The sequence below is a fragment of the Streptomyces sp. NPDC041205 genome, from assembly GCF_055591765.1.
This window is the reverse complement of record NZ_JBVIZH010000003.1, coordinates 308,728-334,819: the sequence shown is the minus strand read 5'-3', so window position 1 is coordinate 334,819 and position 26,092 is coordinate 308,728. Positions and strand designations below refer to the sequence as shown.

The 26,092-nt window shown below is 72.9% G+C and carries 23 protein-coding genes and 2 pseudogenes; 11 read left to right on the top strand and 14 right to left on the bottom strand.

Features of this window, described 5'->3' with window-relative positions:
• The first annotated feature begins 45 nt into the window (after nt 1-45).
• The gene (locus ACZ6BG_RS15720) at nt 46-840 is read left to right on the top strand and encodes an SDR family NAD(P)-dependent oxidoreductase (RefSeq protein ID WP_469001051.1); all 795 of its coding nucleotides are present in this window, start codon (nt 46-48) and stop codon (nt 838-840) included.
• Between the two features lie 51 nt (nt 841-891).
• Here ACZ6BG_RS15720 and ACZ6BG_RS15715 read toward each other — a convergent pair whose 3' ends face one another.
• A complete protein-coding gene (locus ACZ6BG_RS15715) occupies nt 892-2,013 on the bottom strand; it encodes a hypothetical protein (RefSeq protein ID WP_469001049.1) in 1,122 nt (373 codons plus the stop codon).
• Nucleotides 2,014-2,173: 160 nt separating this feature from the next.
• Nucleotides 2,174-3,328 carry an epoxide hydrolase family protein gene (locus ACZ6BG_RS15710; RefSeq protein WP_469001047.1) on the bottom strand — a complete coding sequence of 385 codons (1,155 nt, stop codon included), beginning with the start codon at nt 3,326-3,328 and terminating at the stop codon, nt 2,174-2,176.
• A gap of 342 nt (nt 3,329-3,670) precedes the next feature.
• Between ACZ6BG_RS15710 and ACZ6BG_RS15705 the strand changes: the two genes are divergently transcribed.
• Together ACZ6BG_RS15705 and ACZ6BG_RS15700 are read left to right on the top strand one after the other, a co-directional pair.
• The gene (locus ACZ6BG_RS15705; protein ID WP_469001044.1) at nt 3,671-4,468 is read left to right on the top strand and encodes an arylamine N-acetyltransferase family protein; all 798 of its coding nucleotides are present in this window, start codon (nt 3,671-3,673) and stop codon (nt 4,466-4,468) included.
• A gap of 235 nt (nt 4,469-4,703) precedes the next feature.
• Nucleotides 4,704-6,068 (top strand): GNAT family N-acetyltransferase, encoded by a 1,365-nt coding sequence (locus ACZ6BG_RS15700; protein ID WP_469001041.1) that lies wholly within the window; start codon nt 4,704-4,706, stop codon nt 6,066-6,068.
• Here the strand turns inward: ACZ6BG_RS15700 and ACZ6BG_RS15695 are convergent.
• The 6 genes from ACZ6BG_RS15695 to ACZ6BG_RS15670 all read right to left on the bottom strand — a co-directional run bounded on the left by ACZ6BG_RS15695 (nt 6,052) and on the right by ACZ6BG_RS15670 (nt 13,729).
• Nucleotides 6,052-6,825 (bottom strand): fused DSP-PTPase phosphatase/NAD kinase-like protein, encoded by a 774-nt coding sequence (locus ACZ6BG_RS15695; protein ID WP_469001039.1) that lies wholly within the window; start codon nt 6,823-6,825, stop codon nt 6,052-6,054. The two genes, ACZ6BG_RS15700 and ACZ6BG_RS15695, sit on opposite strands and share 17 nt — an antisense overlap.
• Nucleotides 6,826-7,016: 191 nt before the next feature.
• Nucleotides 7,017-7,934, bottom strand: coding sequence for a hypothetical protein (locus ACZ6BG_RS15690; protein WP_469001036.1), 918 nt, complete (start codon nt 7,932-7,934; stop codon nt 7,017-7,019).
• Entirely contained in the window at nt 7,931-10,243 is a 2,313-nt protein-coding gene (locus ACZ6BG_RS15685) for a PEP/pyruvate-binding domain-containing protein (RefSeq protein WP_469001033.1), read from the bottom strand. Before ACZ6BG_RS15685 ends, ACZ6BG_RS15690 begins: the two co-directional genes overlap by 4 nt.
• Before the next feature lie 200 nt (nt 10,244-10,443).
• A complete protein-coding gene (locus tag ACZ6BG_RS15680; RefSeq protein WP_469001031.1) occupies nt 10,444-10,671 on the bottom strand; it encodes a hypothetical protein in 228 nt (75 codons plus the stop codon).
• Nucleotides 10,672-10,798: 127 nt separating this feature from the next.
• On the bottom strand, nt 10,799-13,030 hold the full coding sequence (locus ACZ6BG_RS15675; RefSeq protein ID WP_469001029.1) for an MMPL family transporter: 2,232 nt from the start codon (nt 13,028-13,030) through the stop codon (nt 10,799-10,801).
• 312 nt (nt 13,031-13,342) lie between these two features.
• Nucleotides 13,343-13,729, bottom strand: coding sequence for a PPOX class F420-dependent oxidoreductase (locus tag ACZ6BG_RS15670; RefSeq protein WP_469001027.1), 387 nt, complete (start codon nt 13,727-13,729; stop codon nt 13,343-13,345).
• A gap of 264 nt (nt 13,730-13,993) precedes the next feature.
• Here ACZ6BG_RS15670 and ACZ6BG_RS15665 point away from each other — a divergent pair, with 264 nt between their 5' ends.
• Nucleotides 13,994-14,626, top strand: a complete 633-nt coding sequence (locus ACZ6BG_RS15665; RefSeq protein WP_469001025.1) for an RDD family protein — start codon at nt 13,994-13,996, stop codon at nt 14,624-14,626.
• 97 nt (nt 14,627-14,723) lie between these two features.
• Here the strand turns inward: ACZ6BG_RS15665 and ACZ6BG_RS15660 are convergent, their stop codons facing one another.
• Nucleotides 14,724-15,617 carry an NAD(P)-dependent oxidoreductase gene (locus ACZ6BG_RS15660; protein WP_469001021.1) on the bottom strand — a complete coding sequence of 298 codons (894 nt, stop codon included), beginning with the start codon at nt 15,615-15,617 and terminating at the stop codon, nt 14,724-14,726.
• Nucleotides 15,618-15,793: 176 nt separating this feature from the next.
• Here ACZ6BG_RS15660 and ACZ6BG_RS15655 point away from each other — a divergent pair, with 176 nt between their 5' ends.
• From ACZ6BG_RS15655 to ACZ6BG_RS15635, 5 genes are all read left to right on the top strand, one after another.
• A complete protein-coding gene (locus ACZ6BG_RS15655) occupies nt 15,794-16,810 on the top strand; it encodes a GlxA family transcriptional regulator (RefSeq protein ID WP_469002924.1) in 1,017 nt (338 codons plus the stop codon).
• 168 nt (nt 16,811-16,978) lie between these two features.
• Nucleotides 16,979-17,725 (top strand): class I SAM-dependent methyltransferase, encoded by a 747-nt coding sequence (locus tag ACZ6BG_RS15650; protein ID WP_469001017.1) that lies wholly within the window; start codon nt 16,979-16,981, stop codon nt 17,723-17,725.
• 204 nt (nt 17,726-17,929) lie between these two features.
• On the top strand, nt 17,930-18,340 hold the full coding sequence (locus ACZ6BG_RS15645; protein ID WP_469001015.1) for a tautomerase family protein: 411 nt from the start codon (nt 17,930-17,932) through the stop codon (nt 18,338-18,340).
• A 96-nt stretch (nt 18,341-18,436) separates the two neighbouring features.
• Nucleotides 18,437-19,453, top strand: a complete 1,017-nt coding sequence (locus ACZ6BG_RS15640) for a DUF5954 family protein (protein ID WP_469001012.1) — start codon at nt 18,437-18,439, stop codon at nt 19,451-19,453.
• A gap of 259 nt (nt 19,454-19,712) precedes the next feature.
• Nucleotides 19,713-20,507: a thioesterase II family protein gene (locus ACZ6BG_RS15635; RefSeq protein ID WP_469001010.1), complete on the top strand. Its 795-nt coding sequence runs from the start codon at nt 19,713-19,715 to the stop codon at nt 20,505-20,507.
• A 40-nt stretch (nt 20,508-20,547) separates the two neighbouring features.
• On the opposite strand, the gene ACZ6BG_RS15630 is transcribed toward ACZ6BG_RS15635, so the two are convergent.
• Complete coding sequence (locus ACZ6BG_RS15630; protein ID WP_469001007.1) at nt 20,548-21,405, bottom strand: SMP-30/gluconolactonase/LRE family protein; 858 nt, start codon at nt 21,403-21,405, stop codon at nt 20,548-20,550.
• Nucleotides 21,406-22,096: 691 nt separating this feature from the next.
• On the opposite strand from ACZ6BG_RS15630, the gene ACZ6BG_RS15625 reads away from it, so the two are divergent.
• Nucleotides 22,097-22,540 (top strand): protein-tyrosine phosphatase family protein, encoded by a 444-nt coding sequence (locus ACZ6BG_RS15625; RefSeq protein ID WP_469001005.1) that lies wholly within the window; start codon nt 22,097-22,099, stop codon nt 22,538-22,540.
• A gap of 21 nt (nt 22,541-22,561) precedes the next feature.
• Here the strand turns inward: ACZ6BG_RS15625 and ACZ6BG_RS15620 are convergent, their stop codons facing one another.
• A complete protein-coding gene (locus tag ACZ6BG_RS15620; protein WP_469001002.1) occupies nt 22,562-23,146 on the bottom strand; it encodes a rhodanese-like domain-containing protein in 585 nt (194 codons plus the stop codon).
• A 93-nt stretch (nt 23,147-23,239) separates the two neighbouring features.
• On the opposite strand from ACZ6BG_RS15620, the gene ACZ6BG_RS15615 reads away from it, so the two are divergent.
• Nucleotides 23,240-23,521, top strand: coding sequence for a metal-sensitive transcriptional regulator (locus ACZ6BG_RS15615; RefSeq protein ID WP_468459224.1), 282 nt, complete (start codon nt 23,240-23,242; stop codon nt 23,519-23,521).
• A 19-nt stretch (nt 23,522-23,540) separates the two neighbouring features.
• On the opposite strand, the pseudogene ACZ6BG_RS15610 reads toward ACZ6BG_RS15615, so the two are convergent.
• The 3 genes and pseudogenes from ACZ6BG_RS15610 to ACZ6BG_RS15600 all read right to left on the bottom strand — a co-directional run.
• Nucleotides 23,541-23,930, bottom strand: a pseudogene (locus tag ACZ6BG_RS15610) (TSUP family transporter); the annotation flags it as partial.
• A gap of 210 nt (nt 23,931-24,140) precedes the next feature.
• A pseudogene (locus tag ACZ6BG_RS15605) lies at nt 24,141-24,593 on the bottom strand (TSUP family transporter); the annotation flags it as partial.
• Nucleotides 24,590-26,035: an MBL fold metallo-hydrolase gene (locus ACZ6BG_RS15600; protein ID WP_469000997.1), complete on the bottom strand. Its 1,446-nt coding sequence runs from the start codon at nt 26,033-26,035 to the stop codon at nt 24,590-24,592. The gene ACZ6BG_RS15600 and the pseudogene ACZ6BG_RS15605, both read right to left, overlap by 4 nt.
• Nucleotides 26,036-26,092: the final 57 nt, after the last annotated feature.

The following is a 26,092-nucleotide window of genomic DNA, read 5'->3' as shown; positions in this document are numbered from 1 at the left end:
GCAAGGAATCCGCTCGACACCACGACGACAGAGAAGGTGCACAACGTGCTGATCGACCTCGCCGGAAAGTCGGCCCTGGTCACGGGATCGACCCAGGGAATCGGAGCCGCGATCGCCGCGGGTCTGGCCCGCGCCGGAGCGCGCGTCTCGGTCAACGGACGTACGAAGGAGTCCGTCGACGCGGCCCTTCAGCGGCTGCGCGCCGCGGACCCCGAAGCGGACCTGGTGGCCGCCCCTGGTGACATCACCACCGACGACGGTCTGGAGCAGGTGCTCACCGCGCTTCCGCAGGCGGACATCCTCATCAACAACCTGGGCGTCTTCGGAGCCGCGGCCGCCCTGGACATCTCCGACGCCGAATGGCGCCGGTACTTCGAGGTGAACGTGCTCGCCGCGGTGCGGACGACACGCGCGTATCTGCCGGGGATGAAGGAGCGCGGCTGGGGCCGGATCCAGAACATCGCCAGCGACTCGGCCGTCGTCATCCCCGCCGAGATGATCCACTACGGCATGTCCAAGACCGCGCTGCTCTCGGTCTCCCGCGGCTTCGCCAAGGAGGCCGCGGGCACCGGCGTGACGGTGAACTCCGTCATCGCCGGGCCGACGCACACGGGCGGCGTGGAGGACTTCGTGTACGAACTGGTCGACCGGAGTCTCGCATGGGACGAGGCACAGCGTGAGTTCATGCGCCTGCACCGGCCCCAGTCACTGATCCAGCGGCTCATCGAGCCCGAGGAGATCGCGAACATGGTGGTCTATCTGAGTTCGCCCCTCGCCTCCGCGACCACGGGCGGTGCGGTCCGGGTGGACGGCGGGTACGTCGACTCGATCCTGCCCTGAGCCGGACGAGCCCTCGGCCCGGGACGGTCCCAGCCGCCCCGGGCCCGGCGGTCAGCGCGTCTCCGAGGCCTTCCGCAGCGCCGTGATGCAGGTGGTGATGGCCTGCTGGAGTTCCTCCAGACGCTGGACCATGTCGTCCTCGTAGATGTCGTCGAAGTCGACGGCGTCGTCGAGGGTCAGCTCCTCGAAGACCTTGGTGGCCTTCTGCAGGCTGCTGTAGAACTTCGTGCGCCGCTCCTGCACGCGCAGCTCGGGGTCGGCCTCGACGGTCTCGGCGACGAGGGTCTTCACCGTGTCGTACGCCTCCGCGGCCCACTCACCGGCCTCTTCGGAGTCGTCCAGCTCGTCGAGGAGGGACAGGTGCCGCTCGGCCTCGGCGCGCAGTTCGGCGGGGGCGTCCAGCTTCTGCCCGGCGGGCGTGCGGATCTGGCCCTCCTCGGCGACCTTGCGGACGTACTCGATGCGGTCCGCTGCCCTGGTCTCGCCCGCGACGGCCTTCTTCAGGTCGTCGGTGCGGGCGATGTCGCGGGCCAGCTCGGTCTGGAGGGCCGGGTCCTCCTTGAGGCGGTCGAGCAGCGCGTGCCGGGCGGCCTGGGCGGTGGAGGGGTCGGCCAGGATCGCGGCGCGCAGCGCGGTGGGGTTCTCGGCGACCTCCAGGGCCTTGGTCGGGCGGATGCCCTCTGCCTCGGCGGCGGCGGTGATCGCGGTGCCGCGCGCGGAGGTGGCGCTGGAGCGCGGCACGTAGTAGGTCAGCCAGACGTCGGCGTCGGGGAGTTCGACGTCCCCGCCAGGCGTCAGGGCCTCGAAGTGCGGCACGAGGCCGTCGTCGGCGGCCTTGTCCCAGGCCTTGTAGTAGCGCATGACGCGCTCGGCGGAGCACCCGGCCAGCTCGGCGAACTCCTTCGCGGAGACCTTCGGCGTGCCCTCGGCGGCCTGCCCGCCGGGCCGCACGCTGCGGGCCACCTTCAGGCCGAAGGTCCAGCCGCCGGTGCGGGCGTAGGCGCCGAAGTCACGGGCGTCGCGCGTCACCAGCTCCCGCGCGTCCTCGGGCGTGCCCGCCTGCGTGTCCGCGGCCGCGTGGGCGTCCGTGGGGGCGTCGGCGGCCGGGGCGAGGTGGGCGACCTCGGCTTCGGCCGGTGCGGCGGCTTCGGACGGGGCGATCGCTACGGTCACTGGTAACTCTCCGAGTGGGTCACGGGCTGAAGCAAACAGAACGTACAGCCTATATCGACCTGTTGCTCCCGCTTTCCACCGACGCGGCCGGTGCCCGCGCGGGTCCGCCGTCCCGTGGAGCGGTGTTCCCCGGGACGGCGGACCCGCGCGGGCCGACCGGCTAGCTCGCGCTCCGCAGCGGGCCGAAGAACGTCCGCAGCTCGGCGACGACCTGGTCGGGCTCCTCGTGCGCCATGAAGTGTCCGCCGCGCTCCGGCGTGTTCCAGTGGCGCAGGTCGGCGAAGACCCGCTCGGCGAGGCTCTTCGGGTAGTCCGTGAACGCCGGTTCGTTGCTGAGGGTGACGGCGGCGGGCACGGTGATACGCGGCATCCGCTTGTTCAGGTGGTAGTCGTAGTACTGCCGGAAGGACGAGCCGATGCTGCCGGTGGCCCAGTAGAGCGTGGCGACGGTCAGCAGGGTGTCCCGGTCCCAGCGCCGCGCGACGTCACCGTCGCAGTCGCTCCAGTCGCGGTACTTGTCGACGATCCACGCGAGCAGCCCGGCGGGCGAGTCCAGGAGCGCGGCGGCGATCGTGTCGGGCCGGGTGCACATGATCTCGCTGTAGCCCTGGTCCCCGATGTCGTATGCGGCAAGGGCGTCCAGGTACGTCTGCTCGGCGGGCGTCGGCGGCTCCTCCTCGAAGTCCGCGCTCGCCACGGCGGACGTGATGTGCACCCCGGCGACCTGCTCCGGGTACAGCGCGCCCAGCCACTGGGTGACGCCGCCGCCGATGTCGCCGCCGAACGCCCCGTAGCGGTCGTAGCCGAGGGTCTCGGTCATGAGGGAGTGCCAGATCTCGGCGACGTGCCGGCGGGTGAACGGCGCCTGCGGCAGGCCGGAGTAGAGGAATCCGGGCAGTGAGGGCACGACCACGTCGAAGGCGTCGGCGGGGTCGCCGCCGTGGGCGGCCGGGTCGGCGAGGCGCCGGGCGGCGCGCAGCATCTCCACGAAGCTGCTCGGCCAGCCGTGGCTGAGCACGAGCGGCAGCGGCGCCGTGGCGCCCTCGGGGCGTCGGGCGCGCAGATGGATGAAGTGCACCGGGGATCCGGCGACTTCGGCGATCCGGTGCGGGAATTCGTTCAGGGCGGCCTCGGCGGCGCGCCAGTCGAAGCCGTCGGCCCAGTACGCGACGAGGTCACGCAGGTGGTCCGGGTCGGTGCCCGCCGCCCAGTGGGCGGTGTCGGACGCGGTGGTGAAGCGGGTGCGGGTCAGTCGTGCGCGCAGGTCGCTGAGGACGTCGTCGGGCACGGCGATCCGGAAAGGCGTAGCGGTCATGGTTCCTTCGCTCAGGAGTGCTTCGATGCGGTGACATTCGATTGCTTGGACCGGGCGGGCCAAGCGGGGCGCTCCTGCGCGGCGGCCGTACGGATCAGACGCGTACGGCGGTCAGGAGGGCCCGGACTGTGATGCGTTCGGTTGAGTACTCGCGCATCGGGCTCACCTCCTTCTCTGGCACGCCACGCGGACTTGGTGCCGCGCGGCGTGAGGTGACTATACATACCGGGCGGGTGCGCCGGCCATGCGGAATCGGGGCACCTTGGACCTAGGTCCGGGGACGGGGGCCGGTCCCGCCCCCGGTCGGTGGCCGCACCGGCGGGCCGCGGTGAGACTTGCCCCATGGATACCGCCCGGACAGCCGCCTACCTGCGCCGCATCGGCGCCGACCGCCCCGCAGCCCCGACCTCCTCGGCCCTGCGCGCGCTGCACCTCGCCCACCTGCGCAGCGTCCCCTTCGAGAACCTCGCCATCCACCTCGGCCAGGAGGTGGACCTCACGGAGAAGGACCTGGTGGCGAAGGTCGTCGACGAGCACCGCGGCGGGTTCTGCTACGAACTCAACGGCGCCTTCGCCGCGCTCCTGACCGCGCTCGGCTTCGAGGTCACGCTGCTCCAGGCCCGGGTGTACGGGGACGAAGGACGACCCGGCATTCCGTACGACCACCTGGCGCTGCGAGTGCGTACCGAGGACGGCGGCGACTGGCTCGCCGACATCGGCTTCGGCACCCACACCCAGTTCCCGCTCGACCTCAGCGAGCGCGGGGACCAGGCCGACCCCGGTGGCACGTTCCGCGTCGTGGAGACGCCCGGCGGTGACCTCGACGTCCTCAAGGACGGCAAGCCGCAGTACGTGCTCGACCAACGCCCGCGCGAGCTGGCCGACTTCACGGCCGGGGCGTGGTACCACCGCACGTCCCCGAAGTCGAACTTCACCCGGTCCACCGTGTGCACGCTGGTCACCGAGGCGGGCCGGGTCACCCTCAGCGGCAGCAAGCTCACCGTCACCACCGGCGAGGAGCGCGACGTCACGGAACTGGCCACGGACGCCGAGGTCCTCGCCGCGTACGAGACGCACTTCGGCATCGCCCTGGACGAGGTGCCGCGGGTGGCGGAGCCGGTCCGGGTCGGTGGGCGCTGACGGTCCCCGGGAAGCGGCGCGCGGTGTCCGGAGGACGATCTTCCGGGTAGGGTCGGCGGAGCCGCCCGGCGTCCTGTGACAAGACACGCGGCGGCTCGGCGGAGCACTCGCGCACCCCGTCACGAAGCACGGGCGGACCCCTTTGTCCAGCCCTCTTGGCGGGAATCGAACGCCGATGCTGGCGGTGATGTTCATCGCGGCATTCGCGGCCTTCCCGGACGTAGGCTGCTGCACTGTGAAGAGACACATACCTTTCGAACGGCTGCACAACTTCCGTGACCTGGGCGGCTATGTCACTGAGGACGGCCGTGCGGTGCGCTGGGAGCAGGTGTACCGGTCCGACTCGCTGAGCAAGCTGCGAGGCGCCGACTGGGACCGCTTCCTCGCCCTGGGTGTCCGCACCGTCATCGATCTGCGCCAGCCGGGGGAGATCGAGGCGAAGGGCCGGGTGCCCGAGCACCCGGCGCTCGCCTACCACCATCTGAGCGTCGAGCACCGCTCCCACTCCCAGCCGTCGTCGAGCCCCGACCTGCCGTTGGGTCCCCACCTCCGCGAGCGCTATCTGGAGATGGCGGAGGATGGCGTGAAAGAGCTGCGCCGGGCCCTCGAAGTGCTCGCCGACGACGGCGCGGGCCCGGTGGTCTTCCACTGCGTGTCCGGCAAGGACCGCACGGGTCTGCTCGCCGCCCTCCTGCTCGCCCTGCTCGGCGTGCCCGACGCCGACATCGTCGAGGACTACGCGCTCACCGAGCTCGCCACGGACCGCTTCCTCGCGGACTGGCGCGCCGAGCACCCCGAGGGCGAACCGGCCTGGCTCGGCTTCGGGCGCGCGCCCGCCGAGGTGATGCGGCTGTTCCTCGCGGGGATGTCCGAGCGGTACGGGTCCGTGCGCGCGTACGCCGAGCATCTCCTCGGCGCCGACGCGGAGTTGGTGGCCGCACTGCGCCGCAACCTCCTGGAACCGGCGGCGGGGCGCGAGCTGTCGTTCCGGCGCGCCGACGAGTCCGACGTCCCCGTGCTCGTACGCCTGCGGGACGAGGCGGCGCGCTGGCAGATCGCGCAGGGCATCGCGCAGTGGAAGCCGGGCGAGCTGGGCGAGGAGCACTTCCGGGCGCGGCTCGTGGACAGCGAGATCTGGATCGCGACGCTCGGCCCGGACGGGCCGGTCGCGGGCGCCTGGGAGCTGTGGTGGGACGACCCGGCGGCGTGGGGCCCGCAACCGCCCACGGCCGGGTATGTGCACCGCCTGATGACCGACCGCCGGGTCGCGCCGCCCGGCACCGGCCGCCGCATGCTGGAGCACGCCGAGCGCCGGGTCCGCGCCGCGGGGCGCAGCCTGTGCCGTCTCGACTGCCGCGCCAACAACCCGCGGCTGCGGGCGTACTACGCCGCCGCGGGCTTCGAGGTCGTCGGCGAGCAGCCGTCGAAGGACGGCGGTGTGGCCGGACGCTTCGCGGCGACGCTGCTGCAGAAGCGGGTCCGCGAGGACGAGCAGCGACGGGGCGGGCGCGCGCACGCGGCCGACGGCGGGCAGTTGTCGGCCGACGGCGGCGCGGCGCTGTTCCACGGCGGCGCCTGGCGGCTCAAAGCGACGCTTTGATCCTGCGGGGCGCGTCGGCGAGCCGGCTGACCAGTGAGACGACTTCGGGCGGCTGACGGCTCGCGTGCCGGTCGGCGCTGAGCACGTAGTAGATCTGCTCCAGCGAGGGCGGACCCACGGCGACCGTGCGCAGCGCCGCCTGGCTGGGCGTCGCCTGGCCGGTGCGGACCAGGTACGCGGCGGTCATCGAGCCGGTGCGGCCGACGCCCGCGCCGCAGTGCACGAAGACCGGGCCGCGCGCGTCCGCGACGACGCGCAGGAACTGGTCGACCTGGCGGCCGTCGGGGGTCTGTCCGTCGCGGATCGGCATGCGGACGACGTGCAGTCCGGCGCGCTTCGGTTGCGCGAGCGCCGCGGCGCTCAGGTCTTCCGCGCGCAGGTCCACGACGGTGTGGATGCCGTGCGCGACGAGCGCGCGGTAGCCCGCCCCGCTGGGCGCGGAGCCGCGCCACAACCGGTCGTCGACCTGCTGGAAGTGCCGGATGCCCGCCAACTCGCCGTCGGCGGGGGCGTGTTCGCCCGCCCAGGCCGACACGGCGAGCACGCCGAGGGCCGAGGTGAGCCAGAAGACGGTGTAGCCGAGGACGCACAGGCCGACGGTCTTCAGCGTCCGGCGGGCGAGGGGGCGGCGGGGTGTGAGTCCGCCGCGCGCTCTGGCCCCGGCGGCGCGCACGGTGCCGAGCAGGGCGGCGGCGCGGGCCGACAGGGCCCTGGAAGGGGACGACGACGAAGGCGAAGCAGAGGGCGCGGAAGACAAGCGGTCACCACCTGATGGGGTACGCGCGGCGCACACCAGCACGGGACGGGGAGGAAACGCAGACGCCTTCAGGCTACCCGCGCGCGAGCGGCCCCGTGACCGCGCAAGACCGCCTCACCAGTCTCAATGACCTCTCCAACACGCCCTGATATCAAGGGAGTTGGCGTTACGGGGAGCTGCCCTCAGTGCGCTCACCCCTCCCGTCGGGCCGGTTCCACCTGGCTCTCGCCGAGGACCCGCGCGCGGGTGCGGTGGGCCGTCGCGTCGGTCAGGCAGCCACTGAGGCGCATCACGTCGTGCTCGGACAGGGCGGGGCGGATCACTCCGGCCCAGACGTCCGTGTCCAGACGGATCAGCGGGGCCCGCACGTTGAGGGCGGCGGTCGAGCGGCGGCACCGCTCCCACAACTCGCGCGCGGCCAGGGCGCGGGCGTTCGCGTCGTCGCTGCCGTGCACCTCGACCCGGTAGACGAGGGTGGTCGCGGCCGAACCCGTCGCCTCGCCCGGGCGGGTCTGGGTGGCGTCGGACAGGGTGTCCACGAGGAGGGCGAGCAGCAGCCCGCACGCCGCGACCACGACGGTCAGGAGGAGCGTCCGCGCGGCACGGGGGCGCGGTACGGCGGGCCTGGCCTCCAACTCCGGCGCCCGGCCGAGGAGTTCTTCGTGCGGCGCGGTCAGTGCCGTGAGGCGCCCGGCGAGCCTGCGCTCCGCCCCGGGCCGGGCGGTGGCCGCCGAGATCCGCTGCACGACCCAGGCGGCGCCGGACAGCAGCACCCCGGCCGCCATCAGGACGGGCACGAAGACGTACGTGCGGTGGGCGCCGTCGGGCTCGCGCGGCTCCAGCCAGCGGAACCGCGCACCCTGTTCCGGGCCGGACTCCCGCAGCCGCCGCCACACCTCCTCGGTGCGCTCCCCCGTGTCGGCGATCCGCCGTTCCAGACGGCCGATGCGGCCCAGGAGCAGCGCGCACACGAGCAGGCCCTCGACGACCAGGAGCAGCACGCCGCAGATGAGGGCGCGCTGCCACTCCCAGCGGGTGAGGTAGACGACGCTGTAGGTGGCGGCCGCGGCGGCGGTGAGGCCGCCGAGGAGATAGCTCACGTACTTCATGACGCCATGCCCTCCCGGTAGTCGGGGCAGTCGGGCGGGACGGGCCCGTGCACGTCGCCGTCGCTGTGGCTGTCGCTGTCGCTGTCGCTGTCGCTGTCGCGGGAGCACGGCGGCACGTCGGGCCCAGTGCCCGCCCGGGACGCTCCGCCGCGCTCGACGACTTCCTCGCCGACGGGTTCGACGCCGCCCACCTCTGCCCCGGCCGCCTCCGCTCCGGACTCCTCGGTGTCCGCCGGGTCCGCCACAGCCGTCACCCGTACCACGGCCACCTCTCCCGACCCCCCGTCCACGGAGAGCCGCGTCCCTTCCGGGAAGCGGCCGAGCGCGTCGGGGACGCCGACCGCCGTGGCCACCCGGTACTCGCGGGCGAGGACGGCGAGGTGGGACAGGACGCTGCCGGTCTCGGCGACCAGGCCGGTGAGCCCGGGCAGCAGCGGCGCGAGGGCCGGGTCGAGGGTGCGGACGACCAGGACCGGGTGCCGGGGCGGCGCGCCCGTCCCGTGCCAGGCGGTGCCCGAGCCGAAGCCGCCGCCCGCGCCCTGGCCCGGGCTCTTCTTGCGGCGGTCGCCCGGTTCGGGCACCGGGCGTCCGGCGGCGAGGCGGAAGGCGGCGGGCAGGGCGGGCCGGTGCGGGCGGGGCAGCCGTTCGGGCAGGTCGGCGGGGAGGCCGGCGCCGTCGCTCGCGGACGTCAGCTCGGTCCAGCGCAGCAGGGCGGCGCGGGACGGGTCGTCGATGAGCCCGGCCGCAGTGAAGCGTCGGGCTATCTCGCGCACCATGGCGGCCTGCATCTCCTGCACCCAGCGGACGCGCAGCCGCAGCCCCTCGCGCGTCGGCAGGGCCGCCGTACCGCGCGGCACCCCGGCCCACGCGGTGCGCGCGGGCAGCGGCGGGCGCGGGCCGAGCGACGGCGGCTGCAGGGAAAGCAGCACGGGGTGCCGGGCGACCAGGCGCGCGTCGTCGGGTTCGGCGGCGCGCGCCTCGGCCAGGACGGCCAGGGCTTCGCCGACGGCGGTGGCACCCGAGTCCTGCGCCAACAGGGCTCCGGCCAGAGCCTCTTGGGCGTGGAGCGACGCCAGGACGGTACGGCCCCAGGAGACGGCGGCGAACAACCGTCCGCTCAACATCGCCTCGGGTGGCGGCAGTTCGCCCAGGTAGCGGTCCACGTCGGCCATGAGGTCGACGGCGAGCATCGGCAGGGCGGCGCGCAGGCGTCCGGTCCGCCAGGCCGCGGCGGCGCGGCGGGCGCCCGGGGCGGGGTTGAGGAAGGCGAGGGCCGGATGGCGCGCCGGGGCCGCCCCGAGGAGGCGCAGGTCGGCGGCCGCGCGCCCGTCGACGGTGGTGACGACGGGCAGTCGGCGCAGCCGCCCGCGCGGGGCGGAGCCCGTGAGGTCGAGGGCGAGCGTCAGGCCGTACGACATGGGGGCCAGCCACAGGTCCTCCTCCAGCGGCTGTACGACGCCGGGGAAGGTCTCGGCCACCGGGCCAGGGCCGAGCAGGCGGGCGCCGCGGGGCGGGGCCGTGGGCATCGCGGTGATGGGGCGGGTCTGGAACAGCCAGAGGCGGTCGTCGGCGTCGAAGCCGAACTCGATGTCCTGCGGGCCGCCGAACTCCCGCTGGGCCAGGCGCGCGAGGCGCACCAGGCGGCGCAGTCGGCCGCGGCCGAGGAGGCGGGTGCCGCGCGGCTCGACGGGTTCGGTGCGGACCAGGCGGGCATGCCGGGTGAGGTGGTAGCGGACGCCGTCGACGACGCCGTCGACCAGCCGGTCGGGGCCGCCGGGCACGGCGCTGACGAGCACCCGGTCGTACCGCCCCGCGAGCGGGTCCGCGCCGAACATCACCCCGCCGGCCACGGCGCGCACCATGGGCTGCACCAGCACGGCCATGTCCGCGCGGGCGGCGCCGTCGTCCCCGCGGTCCGGCACGTGCCGTACGGGGACGCGGCGCGCGGAGCGGAGCACCCGCCGCACGGCGTCGGTGAACGCGTCCCAGCCGTGCACGTCGAGGACCGTCTCGAACAGGCCCGCCAGGGACGACTCGGCGCCGTCCTCGTGCGCGGACGACGACCGCACGACGAGCGGCCGCGCACCCCCGTCGCTCAACTCGCTCCAGGCGCGCCGCAGTTCACTCTCGCCCACATACTCGTCGGTGGTCTCCGCCGTGGCCGCCACGACGAATCCGGGCAGCACCGGCAGACCCGCTCCCGCGGCCCGCGCCAGATGCGCCGCCTTCGCCCCCGCGATCCGGACGTCCCGGGCGCGCCGGGAATCCAGAGCGACCACCGCGAGCCGGTCCCCGTCGACCTCGATCATGGTCAACCTCCTCCGCGCGACCGCGCCCCCGGGCCTTCGTCCGAGGAGCACGCGACACCGCTCCACGCGGGACGAAGGGCCTGGCAGCCGGGCTGAAAACGGCCCACCCCTTAGCACGGACGCGTGTCGTAGCACCGAAGTTGACTTCACGAACACGCGAATTGAGCCGAATCACCTCTTCGGTGCCGTTCCTTGCCGAATCAGCGCTGTTCAGCGTGTTTGGGCGCCCCGCCCGCCGCGGAGGTGGTCGAGGCGTATCCGGCGCGGTGGGCGTCCCGGTCGCCGACGGCGCTCTCCTCGACGGCGTCCAAGGCGAGTACGCCGACGGCGGTACGCAGGTGTGCGCCGGGCCGGGGCCGGGCGAAGGCGGCGGCCACCAGCCACCAGCCACCAGCCACCAGCCACCAGCCACCAGGAGGAGTCTCCATCAACCGGACGGCGGCCGCACGGGCAGCCGGGCCGCGGCCGCACAGCGCGGCGGCCCGGTGACCGTCTCGGTCACCGGGCCGCCGTACTACTCACGATGCGGTGTGCTGTCGGCCGTGGCCGAGCACGTCATCGCACGCGCTGCAGCTCACGCTCCGGGTCGCTGTACGGCGCGGCTCCGCCGTTCACGTCACCGAGCTGCTTGTGCAGCTTCTCGCCCTCCACGTCCACGTTGGGCAGGATCGCGTTGAGCCAGCGCGGCAGCCACCAGGCGGACTTGCCGAGCAGCGCGAGCACCGCGGGCACGATCGCCATGCGGACCACGAAGGCGTCGAAGAGGACGGCCGACGCGAGGCCGAAGCCCATCATCTTGATCATGTCGTCGTTCTCCATGATGAAGCCGGAGAAGACGCTGATCATGATGACCGCCGCCGCGGCGACGACGCGACCGCTGTGGGTGAAGCCGGTGACCACGGCCTCGCCGGGGCGCGCCCCGTGGACGTACGCCTCACGCATCCGCGTGACGAGGAAGACCTCGTAGTCCATCGCGAGACCGAACACCACACCGATCATGAAGATCGGCATCATGCTCATGATCGGACCCGGCTGGTCGACACCGAAGACTCCGGCGAGGTGGCCCTGCTGGAAGACCGCCACGACCGCGCCGAGCGCCGCGAGCACCGAGAGGAGGAAGCCCAGGGCCGCCTTCAGCGGAACCAGGATGGAGCGGAACACCAGCATCAGGAGCAGGAAGGCCAGGCCGACGACGAGAGCCAGGTACGGGATCAGGGCGTCGTCGAGGGTCTGCGAGAAGTCGATCGTCATGGCCGTCGAGCCGGTGATCAGGACCTCGGTGCCGGTCTTGGACTCGACGTCGCTGATGTCCGAGCGGATCTTCTTGACGAGCTTTTCCGTCTCGGCGTCGCTCGGGCCGGTCTTCGGCACGACGGTCATCGTCGCCGTGTTGTCTTCCTTGTTCGGCGCGGCCGGGGTGACGTTGACGACGCCGTCGAACTTCTTCAGCGCCTCGCCTACGTCCTTGGCGGCGGCACCCGCGCCCTTGCTGTCCTTGTCGACGACGACCGTCAGCGGGCCGTTGAAGCCCTTGCCGAAGGAGTCCGACAGCATGTCGTACGCCTTGCGCTGGGTGGTGTCCGTCGCGAACGTGCCCTCGTCGGGCAGGCCGAGCTCCAGCTTGGCGGCCGGGGCCGCGATGGCGCCGAGGCCGACGACGGCGAAGAGCAGCACGATCAGCGGGCGGCGCAGCACGAACCGGGCCCAGCGGGTGCCGAGCTTCGGCTTGGCGTGCGCGTCGGCGAACGGCGTACCGAACGGCTTCTTGCGGTCCTTGCGGCGCAGCACCTTGCGGCGGCCGAAGCCGAGCAGCGCCGGGATCAGGGTGAGGGCGATCAGCACGGCGATGACGACCGTGCCGGCCGCGGCCATGCCCATCTTGGTGAGCAGCGGGATGTTGACGACCATGAGGCCGGCGAGCGCGATGACGACGGTGAGTCCGGCGAAGACGACGGCGGACCCGGCCGTGCCGACGGCGCGGCCCACCGCGTCCTCGGGTTCACGTCCTTCGGCGATCTCGGCCCGGTAGCGGGAGACGATGAACAGCGCGTAGTCGATGCCGACCGCGAGACCGATCATCATCGCGAGCGTCGAGGTGGTGCTGGAGAGCTCCAGGGTGCTGGCGAGCGCCGTGATGCTGGAGATGCCGATGCCCACGCCGATGAGGGCGGTGAGGATGGGCATGCCCGCGGCGATCATCGAGCCGAAGGTGATGAGCAGGACCACCGCGGAGACGCCGATGCCGATCAGCTCGGCGCTGCCGCCCATGCTCTGCTCGGTCTTGACGGCGTCACCGCCCGCCTCGACGGTCAGGCCGTCCTTGCGGGTGTCCTTGAGGAGCTTCTCGAGCGCGTCCTTGTTCTTGTCGCTCAGCTCCGTGCCGGTGTCCGTGTAGGACACGGTCGCGTAGACGGTGGTCTTGTCCTTGCTGACGGCACCCGTCTTGAACGGGTCGTCGACCTTGGAGACCTTCGCGCCCTTGCCCAGGGCGGCGACGAGCTTGTCGACCTTCTCCTTGTTGTCCGTGGCGGTGATCTTCTCACCGTCCGGAGCACGGACCACCACGCGTGCGGTGGCACCGTCGGACTTGGTCTGGGGGAAGCGCTCGTCGAGCAGGTCGAAGGCCTTCTGCGACTCCGTGCCAGGCATGGAGAACGTGTCGGCGGGTGCTGCGGGGGCTGCCGAGGCGGCGAAGCCGGCGCCTACGAAGAGCAGCACCCATATGAGCGCCATCCACCAGCGCCGTCTGAACGCGAGACGGCCCAGCTTGTAGAGGAACGTAGCCACGGCGAAAGAGACCCCCGTCGGGATTGGCAGGCAAGGGTGACCATCCGGCGGCACGTTGATGCTCGTCGGTACAGGTCTTCAGGTTCCCCTCCATCGTGCCGTCCGCTTGGGGTGCCCAAGTCAGACTGCGGGCCGGACTATCGGCCCACGACCGGTGTAGTCCTGGCAGGTGCCCCTCATCCTCGGGTAGGAGACGCACAGAATCGGTGTAGGTCTCATGTACCAATGCCGCCGAACCGGTGTGATCTGCGTCTCTCGGGCATCAACTTGCCCACAATGTGCCCCATTTCAGGACAGAGGCCGCGTCCTTGATCACGGAACGAGAGTGATGCGGATACCCACGGTGCCGCGCGCCCCTCGCCGCAGCCTGCTGCCGAGCAGGACCAGGATCCCCGTGACGCCGTACTTCCGTGCGAGGAGTTTGCGGTAACGCGCAGTCGTCGTCCAGTCACAGATCTCGGCCGTGGCCGGAACCTGCTCCCCCGTCGGATTGCCGCGCAGGTCGCAGGGACCGACGAGAACGTCCGCCCGACGGCGGATCCGCTTCACCTTCCAGCTCCCCGTGACCGTCCAGATACCGAGCGCGTCACCGTCCCGCACCACCCAGACGGGCGTCGGCACCCCCGTGCCGTCCTTGCGGTAGCTGGTGACCAGCACGTACTTGCCGTTGGCGAGATGGTCGAGCCGCGTGGTGTCCATGCCCGGAGTCTAGGTTCGGGACGTGTGGAAGCCGCCGTTCCACGCGCGGATCGCGCGCGGAGCAAAGACTCCGGCTCGCGCCCCGCGCGCTCCGAACGCACTCCTTCGCGCCGGTCACTTCGGCGTCATCTTGACGCCATGGCAACGGAGTTGAAGGACGGGAGTGCCCCGAGATCGTCTCAATTGACCGGCTGAGCGCGGGCACCGCTGTTGCTATCGTGATGCGGAGTCAGACCGGGGGGTAGCAGTCTTGGGGGATCATCTGTGCCGAAGTTTCGCCGTCTCGGCGCCTGGCTCATCGACTTCGCTTTGGTGGTGGCGGCGGCCTGGGGGCTCGCTGTCCTGACCTTCAACCGCATCTCGGCACTCATCACCGATGTGCCCGAGCTGGTGACCAAAGGAAGCTGGCACTTCGTCAAGTCCGGGGGCGACGCCCAGGGAGCGGCCGACAAGATGGTCGACTCGCTGTGGAAGGACGCCGTCGGCTACGTCCAGCAGGGCTTCCTCGCCCTGGTCGTGCTCACGTTCCTCTACCAGTGGCTCACGCTCACCTTCACCGGCCGGACCCTGGGCAAGGCCCTGATGGGACTGCGCGTCACCCCGCGCACGCCCTCGCGCGCGGCGCTGCGTGCGGCCGTCACCACCTCGGCCGACGTCGCGGTGTACGCGCTGGCCTGCTGCATGCTGGTGCAGGGCTGGCTCTTCCTGTCCGTCCTGTGCTGGATCGCGGCGGTCGCCCTGTTCCTCCTGAACGTGTTCCCGGTGCTCTCGCGCTCCTCCCGCTCGCTCGCGGACCGGGTCGCCGGTACGTCGGTGGACTCCCCCGGATTCGCCGGGCTGCCCTCCGCCCGGCGCGCGCCCGAGCAGCCCCAGCGGGACCTCACCAGCAGTTGGTGACGGCGGTGGCGTCGGCCCGGACGGGCCGACGCCACACCGTGTTTCCGGACGCCGGGCCGCCCGCCGCTCCAGGCCCGGGTGCCCAGGTGCCGGGCGTCTAGGCGGTGGTCCCGCCCTTCCCGCGCAGCACCTCGATCACGCTCGCGTAGCTGTCCCCGCCGTGGCCGGCCGCCTTCGCCCGCTCCATGGTCGCCTTGAGCAGCTCCGGCAGGGCGTTGTCGACACCCCGGTCGGCCGCCGCGTGGATGAGGTGGTCGATGGCCCCGATCTGCACGTCGACGGTCGCGTCGTGGCCCGGGTAGCGGCCCTCGTCCACCTGCTCCGCGTACCGCGTGAGGAAGCCGCTCACCGCGCCGCCGAGCCAGCGGTTCGCGAGCGCGGTGTACTCCGTGGCGGCCACCTTGTCGGCGCCGACGAGCGCCGTGCCGTGCAGCCAGCCGTTGAACGTGGCCCACATCAGTCCGAGCAGCGCCGCGTCGTACAGCGACGCGACCGCCGGATCCGTGCCCAGGAACAGCGCGTCACCGAGGACGTCCAGGGTCTCCTTGTGCGCGGTGAAGGTGTCCTGCGAACCGCTGTAGAGGAACATCATGTCCGGGCTGCCGACGCCGGGCGGCGTCGTCATGATGGCGCCGTCGAGGTAGGTGGCACCCCGCGCTTCGGCCCAGTCCCTGAAGTCCCGTGCCTGCTCCGGCGATCCGGAGGTCACGTTCACCAGGGCGCGGCCCGCGAGCCGGTCGGCGACCGGGTCGAGCACGGTGTGCAGCGCGTCGTAGTCGAGGACGCAGGCGATCACCAACTCGGCTGCGGTCACCGCCTCACCTGGCGTCGCCGCGACCCGCGCGCCGCGCTCGGCGAGGGCCTTGGACTTCTCCGGCGAACGGTTCCAGACGGTGGTCGGGTGGCCGCGCTCCAGGAAGGCGGCGGCCAGGGCCGTGCCCATGTTGCCGAGTCCGATGACGGTCACGGGGGCGCGTCGTTCTGCGCTCATTGCGTGGTAACTCCTAGAAGATCCGCCTTCGGGCGGCTGATCACGTTGATCACGTACGGACCACCTTCGCAGCGCGCCGGGGGCCACGACAGTGACGGTGATGACGGTGGTCACCAAATTCCTGCCACCCCGACAGGCGTCGTATCCTCGCCCGCATGAGCGCTGGAACCGTCGCGGTGGTCGTGACCGAGGAGATCGGGGTCCCGTCGTGGGACCTGTACGAACTGAGCATCCCGTGCACGGTGTTCGGCAAGCCGCAGCCGGATCTGTTCGACCCCTGGTACGACCTCCGGCTCTGCGGCATCGGCGGCGGCGAGGAGGACGCCACCGCGCGGTCCCGCTTCTCGCTGCGCACCCCGTACGGGCTCGACGACATCGTCGGCGCGGACACCGTCATCGTGCCCTCCGTGCCCGACGCCTGCGTCGAGGAGGGCGCGCCGCTGCCGCCCGGACTCGTCGACGCGCTGCGCCGCGCCCACGCGGCGGGCGCCCGCATGGTGTCCCTGTGCAACGGCGCCTTCGCGCTCGCCGAGGCGGGCCTTCTCGACGGCCGCAGGGCCACCGCGCACTGGCAGCACACGGCCCAGCTCGCCGCCCGCCATCCGCGCGTCGAGGTCGACGACTCGGTCCTGTACGTGGACGACGGCGACGTCCTGACCAGTGCGGGCCTGACCGCGGGCCTCGACCTGTGCCTGCATCTGGTGCGCCGTGACCTCGGCGCGCACGTCGCCAACCAGCTCGCCCGCCGCATGGTGGTGCCCGCCCACCGGCCGGGCGGACAGGCCCAGTTCATCGATCTGTCGGTGCCCGCCACGGACGACGCGGGGTTGAGCCCGGTCCTCGAGTGGGCCCGGGAGCGCCTCGACCAGCCGTTGACGGTGACGGATCTGGCGCGCCGCGCGGCGATGAGCCCGCGCACCTTCTACCGCCGCCTCCAGGCCGCCACCGGCACGACCCCCCTCCAGTGGCTCCTCAACCAGCGCCTCGCCCGTGCCCAGAGCCTCCTTGAGTCCACCGGCCTGCCCGTCGAGAAGGTCGGCGAACTCAGCGGCCTCGGCACGGCGAACAACCTGCGCCACCACTTCCTGAAGCAGGTCGGGGTGTCCCCGAGCGACTACCGCCGGGCCTTCCCACAGCCGGATTCCGCATCTGTCGGAAAACCCGCTCCGGCGGCGCCCGCAGTGCCCGCCTGACGGCGTTCGACGGGGCCGCACAGGGGCTGGCGAACGCCGTCCGGGGAACGCCCGCCCGCGCCGGGCCGGCTCCCCGCACAAGCCCGCCGGCGCGCCCACTTCACCCCATCTGACCTGTGCTTTCTTCCGTGTCACCGATATTCTTGCGCCCTCTCGAAGGGGGTTCGGATGGACCGGAACATACGCTCCGTGGACGACGTACTGAAGCTGCTCGACGGGCTGTTCGCGCCGGAGGCCGACCGCTGGACGGCGGCCGCGGGCGACTGGTGGGACGACTTCTACAGCGACCGGTCCAAGCCGGTGCCGTTCTTCGTGGCGAAGCCCGACGCGAGCCTCGCCTCGTACGTCGAACGTGGCCTGATCCGGCCGGGGCGCGCCCTCGACCTGGGCTGCGGTCCGGGCCGCAACGCGACTCACCTGGCCGCGCTCGGCTTCGAGGTGGACGCCGTCGACGTATCGCCCACCGCGCTCGCCTGGGCCGAGGAGCGCGCCCGCGAGACCGGGGCCGAGATCCGGTTCCACCTCGGCGACGCGTTCACGCTCGCCCCCACCGCGCTCGGCGGACCGTACGACCTGGTCTACGACTCGGGCTGCTTCCACCATCTGCCGCCGCACCGCCGCGTCAGCTACCTCGCCCTGCTGGACCGCGCCCTCGCGCCCGGCGGCCACTTCGGCCTCACCTGCTTCGCCGCGGGCGGCATGGGCTCCGAACTGCCCGACGCGGACCTCTACGGCGGCTGCGGGCTCCGGGGCGGGCTCGCCTACACCGCCGAGTCGCTCCGCTGGATCTTCTCCGACCTCACGGAGGTCGAGCTGCGCCGCATGCGCGACGAGCCGCCCGAGTCCGCGCACTTCGGCGAACCGTTCCTCTGGACGGGGCTGTTCCGCAAGGACGCGCCCGGCGCGGCCGGTTAGGGCACCGCCGCCCACGGCCCCTCGGCCTCGGTCTCGCCCTGGTCCTTGGCGCCGCTCCCGCCGACGCCGCGGCTGCGCGCGAGCAAGGGTCGTCCCCGCGAGGACGAGCCCGATGGCCACCAGCTTCGCCGCGCCGCGCAGCACCACCAAGAGTCTGTACCTACTAGTATGTACGGGCCAGCGACCAGCGAGAGGAACACCGTCATGCCCTTTGTCCGCATAGACGCCCTGGAGGCCGGTCCCGACCGCCTCGACGCCCTCGGCAGGGCCGTGCACGACGCGCTCGTGGAGACCATCGGCATCCCGGCCGACGACCGGTTCCAGGTGCTCAACGGCCACAGTGGCGGGAGCGGCACACTGCGGTACGACGACTATCTCGGGGTGCGCCGCGACAGCGGCATCGTGTACGTGGCCATCACGATGCGCTCCGGCCGCACTCCCGACCAGAAGCGGGCCCTGTACCGGCGGATCGCCGAACTCGCGCACGAGTACGCCGACACCGAGCCCCGGAACGTGTTCGTCACCGTGACCGAGAACGAGTCGATCGACTGGTCGCTCGGCAACGGAGTGGCGCAGTACGCACAGGCGCCGCTCCGGAGCGGCGGCCCCCTATAGGGCACGCCCGCCCCGCGCGCCCGGCATTCGAGCACTTCGTCATGCTCCCGCGTGACGCGGCCCGCGCGGGGCGACGCGAGTCGGGACAATGCACCCATGTCTGACGACTGGAAGCGGCAGATCGACGCGCTGCACAGCGACTTGGTCCGCCGTGACGACCCGGCCGCGTGGGTCAGCGAGGCCGACGCGGTGGACGCCTCGTATCTGTACCCACAACTGGCGGTGCGCGGGCCGGTCTTCGGGATCGCCGCCCGGGAGGCCGGCCCGGAGGAACCCTGGCGCCTGCTCGGCGATGTCACCGAGGGCACGCCCCAGCAGGCCAGGGACAGTCTCAACTCCCTGCTGTGGTTCAAGGCGAAGGACGACACCGAGGACCGCGAGCAGCGCCGCGCGCTGCTCGCGGCCGTGACCCGGCTCGAACACGAGCCGGTCGACGAGGTCACCGTGCTCGGCACGCGCTACCGGGTCATCCGCGGCGACGAGTTCGCCCGCGCCGGCGAGGACGGCCTCGAACCGCCCCGGCCCACCGACCCGGAACCGGCCGTCGCGTCCTGGGACGACCGGCCGAACCCGCCCTCGCGGGACGTGGGCTTCACCCTCGGCCCGAACAGCGCCGAAGGCCTGATGGCGGGGGCGCTGCGCATCGCCCTGCGCGGCTTCACCTACTCCGGCGGCCATCTCCCCGCCGCCCTCCGCGAGGACTCCGAGCGGGCCGCCCGGGACTATCCGGAGGTCGTCCTGCTCCCGGTCAGCTTCGGCGTCGCGGAGCGCCGGGGCGAACGGTGGCGGCCGCGCGGCGCCCTCATGCCCACCCCGCACGACGCGCGCCGACTCCTCGTCCACGGCATGACCGAGCTGTGGCCGCTCCTGTACGACTTCGACGCCACCGAACGCGCCGAATTCCTCAGCGCCGCCGAGGAGTTCAAGTCCGCCGGCCGCGCCAACCAGATCGTCGTACGCGACCGCTGCTTCCGCGTCTGCCGCGTGGAACGCATGGTCAGGATCGGCGCCGACGGGCCCGAGTCGTCGCGCCCCTCGGACATGGAGACGACGGAACCGATGAAGCTGCACCCGACGATGGACGAGGACGGGGTCATCCACTACGACGAATGAGGGCGGACCCCGCCGACGGACAGCGGGCAGCGGGCAGCGGGCAGCGGGCAGCGGGCAGCGGATGAAATCTGTCAGCCGTCCGCTCTCGGTCGTCCGGGCGACCGGACATCTGTGTGTACGCGGCATCGGTGCGGGGTAGCGCTTCGGGCGCCGACCGAACCGCTACCCCGGGTTGCGGCACTTGCCCCGCTTCTGGTTCCGTCGCGCGGGCGACCACTTGAACCGCGGCCCGACCGCCTAGCTGCTCGACGGAGTACTGATGACCACCGAATCGAATCCCACCACCCACCGCCCCGGTGGCAACTCGGCCGCTCCCAAGCCCCGTTGGCTGCGCCGCACCCAGCCGCGCCCCGGCGCCCGCACCACCCTGGTGTGCTTCCCGCACGCGGGCGGCACCGCCTCCTTCTTCTCGCCGTGGGCGCGGCTCCTTCCGCTGGACGTGGAGCTGGTCGCGGTGCAGTACCCGGGGCGCCAGGACCGGCTCGCGGAGCGGCCGATCGGCACCATGACGGAGCTGGCCGACGCGGTCACGGAGGCGCTGCGGGCGGGTGTGCGCACCGATCGCGAGCTGGTCTTCTTCGGCCACAGCATGGGTGCGGCGCTGGCCTGGGAGACGGCGCTGCGCCTGGAGGCGGGGCCGGGCCCCGCGCCCCGGCGGGTCTTCGTGTCCGGTCGCCAGGGCCCGCGCCGCCAGCGCCCCGGGACGGTCCACCTGCTGCCGGAGGAGCGGCTCGTCGACGAGATCAAGCAGCTCGGCGGCACCGACCCGCAGCTCCTCGACGACCCCGACGTGCGTGAGATGGTGCTGCCCGCGATACGCGCCGACTACCGCCTGATCGAGACGTACCGGCCGGACCTGACGGCACGGCTGCGCTGCCCCATCGGCGTGTTCACCGGCGACCAGGACATCGAGGTGTCGCCGGAGGACGTGGAGGCGTGGCGGGACGCGGGCAGCGGTGACTTCTCCGCGCTCGTGCTGCCCGGCGATCACTTCTACCTGGCCGACCAGGCGGAGCGCGTCATCTCCTCGATGTTCGCGAGCCGCACCGTCTGAGGTCCGCACGGCGCCTCGGGACGGCCGCGCCTTCCGGGCGTCAGCCCGCGAAGGCCGTCCCCGGCAGCCCTTGGCCCGCGTCCTTGACCACGAGGACCGAGCCCGCCATCGGGTGCGGGCGGTCCTGGCCGGTCCGGGCCGTCGTGACGTACAGATCACGCAGGCCCGGGCCGCCGAACGCGCACGCGGTGGGGCGTGCCACGGGGAGCCGCAGGACGCGGTCCAGCTTCCCGTCCGGGGTGTAGCGCCGCACCTGCCCGCCGTCCCAGAGCGCCACCCACACGCAGCCTTCGGCGTCCACGGTGAGGCCGTCCGGAAAGCCGTCCGAGTCCGCGATCACAGCGAACTCGTGGCGTTCGGCAGGGCGTTGCCCGTCCATGCGGCAGACGTCGACGCGTCGTGTGGGGCTGTCCACGTAGTACAGGAGGGTGCCGTCGGGGCTCCAGCCGGTGCCGTTGCTGACGGCCACGCCGTGGAAGACCTCGGTCACCGTGCCGTCGGCGGTGACGCGCGTGAGGGCGCCGCCGCCGGGCGCCTCGTCGTAGCGCATGGTGCCCGCCCACAGCGCGCCGTCTGGGGCGACGGCCGCGTCGTTGCCACGGCGGCCGGCGACCGGATCGCGCACCAGCCAGGAGAAGGCTCCGTCCGGGGCGTAGAGCCCGACGCCGTCGCGGAGGTTGACGACGAGGCCGCCGCCCGCACGCGGCTTCGCGGCGCCGACGTGCTGTTCCGTGGCGAGCACCGTGCGGTGGCCGCTCGCCGGATGGTAGGTGTGAACACGGGAGTTGAGGATGTCCACCCAGATCAGGCGGTCGGCGACCGGGTCCCAGGTGGGGCCCTCGCCCAGCTCGGCCCACTCGCGCACCGCGACCTCGACGACCGGCTTCCAGTCCGTCACCGTCTCCCCTTTCGCCACTGCTCCGCCTCGTCCCGGCTCATCCAACCCCTCGAACCGATCGACGACGAGTGTCCGGGCATGCCGGAGACGCGATCGGCGTACGAACTCGCGGCGATCACACCCTCGTTCGTCGATGGTGCGTCGATGAGGGCGGCATCGGCACGGTACTGGTCGCCGTCGTCATCGGCCAGAGGTCCGACGCATGCGACGACGGCAGGTCAGGTGTCGGTGGCGGCACCGACTACGGGCAGGTCACCGCGGCGGGGGTCCTGCTCGTGGCGGTCGGGTTAGGTGTGCTCAGGGCGTGGAGGGCGGGGTGGTGGGACCCCGCCCTGTGGGCGGGGCCCACGCGGCGTATCAGCGTCCGCGCGGTCGGTGCGCCCCGCCTGACACTCGGCGGTGTGGCCGTCGGCGCGCACGCGCGGGCCGACGCGAAGTGGCCGGCCACTGCCGGACAGATGCATTCCACCCGGCCGCAGTACGGGCAGACAGGAACCATGGTTGTCATGCGTGTCAATATGCCCTGTCGAAGTCAAGATTCCGTTAGAACCGGGTGAGTATCGGCTAGGACCGGGTGGCCATTGTCCCTTTGGTGCGTGAAGTACTCCGTGACCAGCGGCACCGTAAGTGCGGTGGTTCGCCCGGAGCGCAACTCACGCCGCGCTGCCGCCTTTCTCCTTAGAGTGATCATGTGACTGAGACCTGGAATGAGACCGCTGAGGGCGTGCTGCGGCTGCCCTCGGGCCGGCTCGTGCGCGGCCGGGGACTCCGTCGCCCACTGCCCGCGGGGCCCGAGCCGATGTTCGCCGTGTATCTCCAGGGCAAGCCGCCGCCCGAGGTGTCGTGGGACGCGCGCTGGCTGCGCTGGCCGGACTTCCGGCTGCCCACGGACCGGCTCGCGGCGCGGCAACTCCTCGGCGAGGCCTGGGCCCGCGCCGCCACGGAGCGGGTGGAGATCGCCTGCGGCGGCGGGTTCGGGCGCACCGGCACGGCTCTCGCCTGCCTGGCCGTGCTCGACGGCGTCCAGGCCGGGGAGGCCGTCGCCTATGTGCGCGCGCACTATCACCGCCGCGCCGTCGAGACTCCCTGGCAGCGGCGCTACGTACGCGACTTCGGCACCGCCACCGTCGGCTGACGCCCGGTCGGGGCCTTGCCGTCAGTGGTTCAGGGCGGCGAGCGTCGCGTGCAGGTCGGTGTCGCGGGGGCGGTTGTGCGGCAGCCTCGCCAGGACGGCGGCCAGACCGCAGGTGTCCGTGAGCGCGGAGAAGACCAGGCCCCCGGCGATGGCGGCGGACAACCACAGGGCGTACGGCCACAACAGCCCGAGGGCCAGGCCGGCCAGGACCAGGGACCCCGCGGTCAGGCGGACTTGGCGCTCCATGGCCCAGGTGGCGCGGGCCGTGCTCCGGGTACGCTCGACGTCGTATCCGTGCTGCGTCCAGCCGGTGGTGCCACCGGTGAGGGTCGTGGCCGGGACGCCGTGCTCGGCCAGGGCCGCGCAGGCGCGGGCGGAGCGGTTGCCGGAGGCGCACACCATGAGGAGTTCCCCGCGTGCCGCCACGGCCTCCAGGGCGGGCAGGGCTTCGGAGAGGCGTTCCAGGGGGATGTTGTGGGCGCCGGGGAGGTGCCCGGAGGCGAATTCGGCGGGGGTGCGGACGTCGACGACGGCCAGTGCGTCCAGGCGGTGGCGGGCCTGGTCGGCGGTGAGCGCGGAGGGGGACGGCACGGGGGTTCCCTTCATCGGATGGCCTGAGGATGGCCTTGGGGATGCCTTGGTTGACGCGTGCACCACTCCCGTACGGTACCCATAGGGGTATCCAGATCGGAGTGAGCAGTGGAACTGACGATGGCGGCCGAGGAATTGAAGACGGCGGTCAACCGGCTGCGCCGGGCCCAGGGCCAGATCAACGGCGTGATCAAGATGATCGAGGAGGGCCGGGACTGCGAGGAGGTCATCACCCAGCTGGCCGCCGCGTCCCGGGCATTGGACAAGGCCGGGTTCGCCATCATCGCCACCGGCCTCCAGCACTGCCTGACCGACACGGAGTTGGCCGAAAGTGGTGACCGGGAGCGGATGCGGGCCCGCCTGGAGAAGCTCTTCCTGTCGCTGGCGTAGGACTGCCGCCACGGCCCCGTCACCCCGAGCCGCCGCTCTGGACGACCGCGTCCACTCCCATCGCGGCGGCCACGGTGAGCAGCGCGACCGCGAACGTGCGCCGCAGCGTGGCCCCGGTGAGCCTGGCGGCGAGCCGTTTGCCGTCCCAGGCGCCGAGGACCGCCGCGCCGGTGAAGGGCGCGACCACCGCCCAGTCGAGGCCGGTCGTCGTGCCGCCGCGCGTGACCAGCGAGGCAAGGGAGTTGACGGCGATGACCAGCAGGCTGGTCCCGGTGGCGGCCCTCATCTCGAAGGCGAGGACGGTGACGAGGGCCGGTACGACGAGGAATCCGCCGCCGACGCCGAGCAGCCCGGTCAGCGCGCCGAGCCCGGCACCGGCACCGGCCGCCCGCCCCGTCCGCGCGGCACCGGCCCCCGCGCGGACGCCACGGCCGCCCTCGCGCCGCACCCCGCCGCCGGGCGCGGCTCCACCCACGCACTCCGAGCCACCCCCGCGCTCAGGGCCGACTTCGCCCCCTGATCCGCCCTCGTCCACGGCTCCGCTCCCGCACTCCGGGCCGACCGCGAGCCCCGAGCCTCCCTCGCGCACAGCTCCGCCACCCCCACACTCCGAGGCCTCTCCACGCCCCGCGCGCCCCAGCCCGCCCTCGCGCTCCACCCCACCACCGCTCCCCGACTGCCCCGCCCGCACCCTCCGCTCATCTCGCCCCGTCCGCCCACCCCGCAGCATCAACACCCCCGCAATCCCCGCAACCCCTGCGAACGCCGCCGTCAGCGCCGCCTGTGGCAGCCTGCTCGCCGCCACCCCGGCCGCGGCGGCGGGCAGGATTCCGGTCGCCGCGAACAGCGCGCCCGCCCGCCAGCGCACCTGCCCGGAGCGGGCGTGGGCGTACAGGGCGGTGGCCGAGGTGACGGCGACGATCAGCAGGCTCGCGGTGGTGGCGTCGGCCGGGGTGAAGCCGAGGAGGTAGATGAGGGCGGGGACGGCGAGCATGCTGCCGCCTCCGCCGAGCGCGCCGAGGGCCAGTCCGACCACGGCCCCGGCGACCAGGGCCAGGACGAGGGTGCTCACGCGCGGGCGTGGCCGTCGTGGACGGGCAGTCCGGCCCGGGCCAGGGCGTCCGCGTCGAAGGCGTCGTCGACCACGACGACCGCGCGCCCGACGGCGGCGAGGAGCGACGCCCCGATCGCCGCGCGCATCCCGCTGCCGCAGTGCACCCACACTTCGCCGTCCGGCACCTCGCCGTGGCGTCCGTGGACTTCGTGGAGCGGCACGTGCACGGAGCCCTCGATGTGGGCGTCCGCCCGTTCCGAGGCGCGGCGCACGTCGAGGATCACCACGTCGTCCCGTTGCTTGCGGGCATCGGCCAGGTCGGCGAACGTCGCCCGGGGGAAGGACCCGAGGCGCTCCCCCGCACGCACCCAGCCACCGGGGTCACCCGTGGCGCCCGCCGCCGGACGGTCGATGCCCACGCGCACCAACTCCCGCTGCGCATACGCCAGTTGGCGAGGCGAGTCGGCGAGCAGCGTCACCGGGGTGCCCCACGGGATCAGCCACGCCAGATACGTGGCGAGCTTGCCCTCGGCCTCGAAGTTGAAGGACCCCACGACATGTCCGGCGGCGAACGCCACCCGACCGCGCAGGTCCACCACCCACTCCCCGGCCGCGAGGCGCGCGGCGACCTCGGCGGCGTCGGCGGTCCGGGGCGGGGTCAGGTCGACCGGAGCGGGCCCCGCCGCGTTGGCCGGGCCCATGTGGGCGTAGTACGCGGGCACGTCGTCGAGCCCGGCGAGCAGTTCGGCGACGAACGTGTCCTCGTCCTGGGTGAGGGCCGCGTTGGCCGCGCGCTCCGCGCCGATGGTGGTCGTGTCACCCTCGGACCGCGTCGCCGAGCAGAAGCTGCCGAAGCCGTGCGTGGGCAGCACGCGCACCGCGTCGTCCAGTTCCTCGGCCAACCGGCGCGCCGAGGCGTGCTGGGCCCGGGCCAGCGGCTCGGTGAGGCGCGGCTCGACCAGGTCGGGGCGGCCCACCGTGCCGATGAGCAGGGAGCCGCCGGTGAACGCGGCCATCGCGCGGCCGCCGACCGTCAGGACGTACGACAGGTGGTGCGGGGTGTGACCGGGCGTGGCGACCGCGCGCAGTGTCACGGCCCCGTCCGCCCGGGACGCCCCGCCCGCCCTGCCCGCCTCGGCCGCCTCTTCCACTCCGACCGCCTCGTCCACGCACACCACATCGCCGTCCATGACCGGCGTGTGCGGGAACGACACAGAGGCGCCGGCGGGCACCAGGTACCGGGCCCCCGTCACGCGGGCCAGCTCCAACCCGCCGCTCACATAGTCGTTGTGGACGTGCGTCTCCGCGACGTACCCGATCCGCACCCCGCGCCGGACCGCCGCCGCGATGACCTGCTCGATGTCGCGCGGCGGGTCGACGGCCACAGCGGTGTCCGGGCCTCCGGCCAGATAGCTGTGGTTCCCGAGCCCCGCGAGTTCGAGGGTGTCGATGAAGAACACGGCTGTCACTCCTTTTCCGCTTCGGCCCTTCCGGGGTTCCGCTTCGGCTCTTCCGGG

Bases quoted from the DNA above. Each gene is read 5' to 3' on its own strand.
- ACZ6BG_RS15710 (WP_469001047.1), bottom strand. From the start codon at position 3,328: ATGACCGCTACGCCTTTCCGGATCGCCGTGCCCGACGACGTCCTCAGC.
- ACZ6BG_RS15705 (WP_469001044.1), top strand. From the start codon at position 3,671: ATGGATACCGCCCGGACAGCCGCCTACCTGCGCCGCATCGGCGCCGAC.
- ACZ6BG_RS15690 (WP_469001036.1), bottom strand. From the start codon at position 7,934: ATGAAGTACGTGAGCTATCTCCTCGGCGGCCTCACCGCCGCCGCGGCC.
- ACZ6BG_RS15685 (WP_469001033.1), bottom strand. From the start codon at position 10,243: ATGATCGAGGTCGACGGGGACCGGCTCGCGGTGGTCGCTCTGGATTCC.
- ACZ6BG_RS15680 (WP_469001031.1), bottom strand. From the start codon at position 10,671: ATGGAGACTCCTCCTGGTGGCTGGTGGCTGGTGGCTGGTGGCTGGTGG.
- ACZ6BG_RS15670 (WP_469001027.1), bottom strand. From the start codon at position 13,729: ATGGACACCACGCGGCTCGACCATCTCGCCAACGGCAAGTACGTGCTG.
- ACZ6BG_RS15660 (WP_469001021.1), bottom strand. From the start codon at position 15,617: ATGAGCGCAGAACGACGCGCCCCCGTGACCGTCATCGGACTCGGCAAC.
- ACZ6BG_RS15650 (WP_469001017.1), top strand. From the start codon at position 16,979: ATGGACCGGAACATACGCTCCGTGGACGACGTACTGAAGCTGCTCGAC.
- ACZ6BG_RS15645 (WP_469001015.1), top strand. From the start codon at position 17,930: ATGCCCTTTGTCCGCATAGACGCCCTGGAGGCCGGTCCCGACCGCCTC.
- ACZ6BG_RS15640 (WP_469001012.1), top strand. From the start codon at position 18,437: ATGTCTGACGACTGGAAGCGGCAGATCGACGCGCTGCACAGCGACTTG.
- ACZ6BG_RS15635 (WP_469001010.1), top strand. From the start codon at position 19,713: ATGACCACCGAATCGAATCCCACCACCCACCGCCCCGGTGGCAACTCG.
- ACZ6BG_RS15620 (WP_469001002.1), bottom strand. From the start codon at position 23,146: ATGAAGGGAACCCCCGTGCCGTCCCCCTCCGCGCTCACCGCCGACCAG.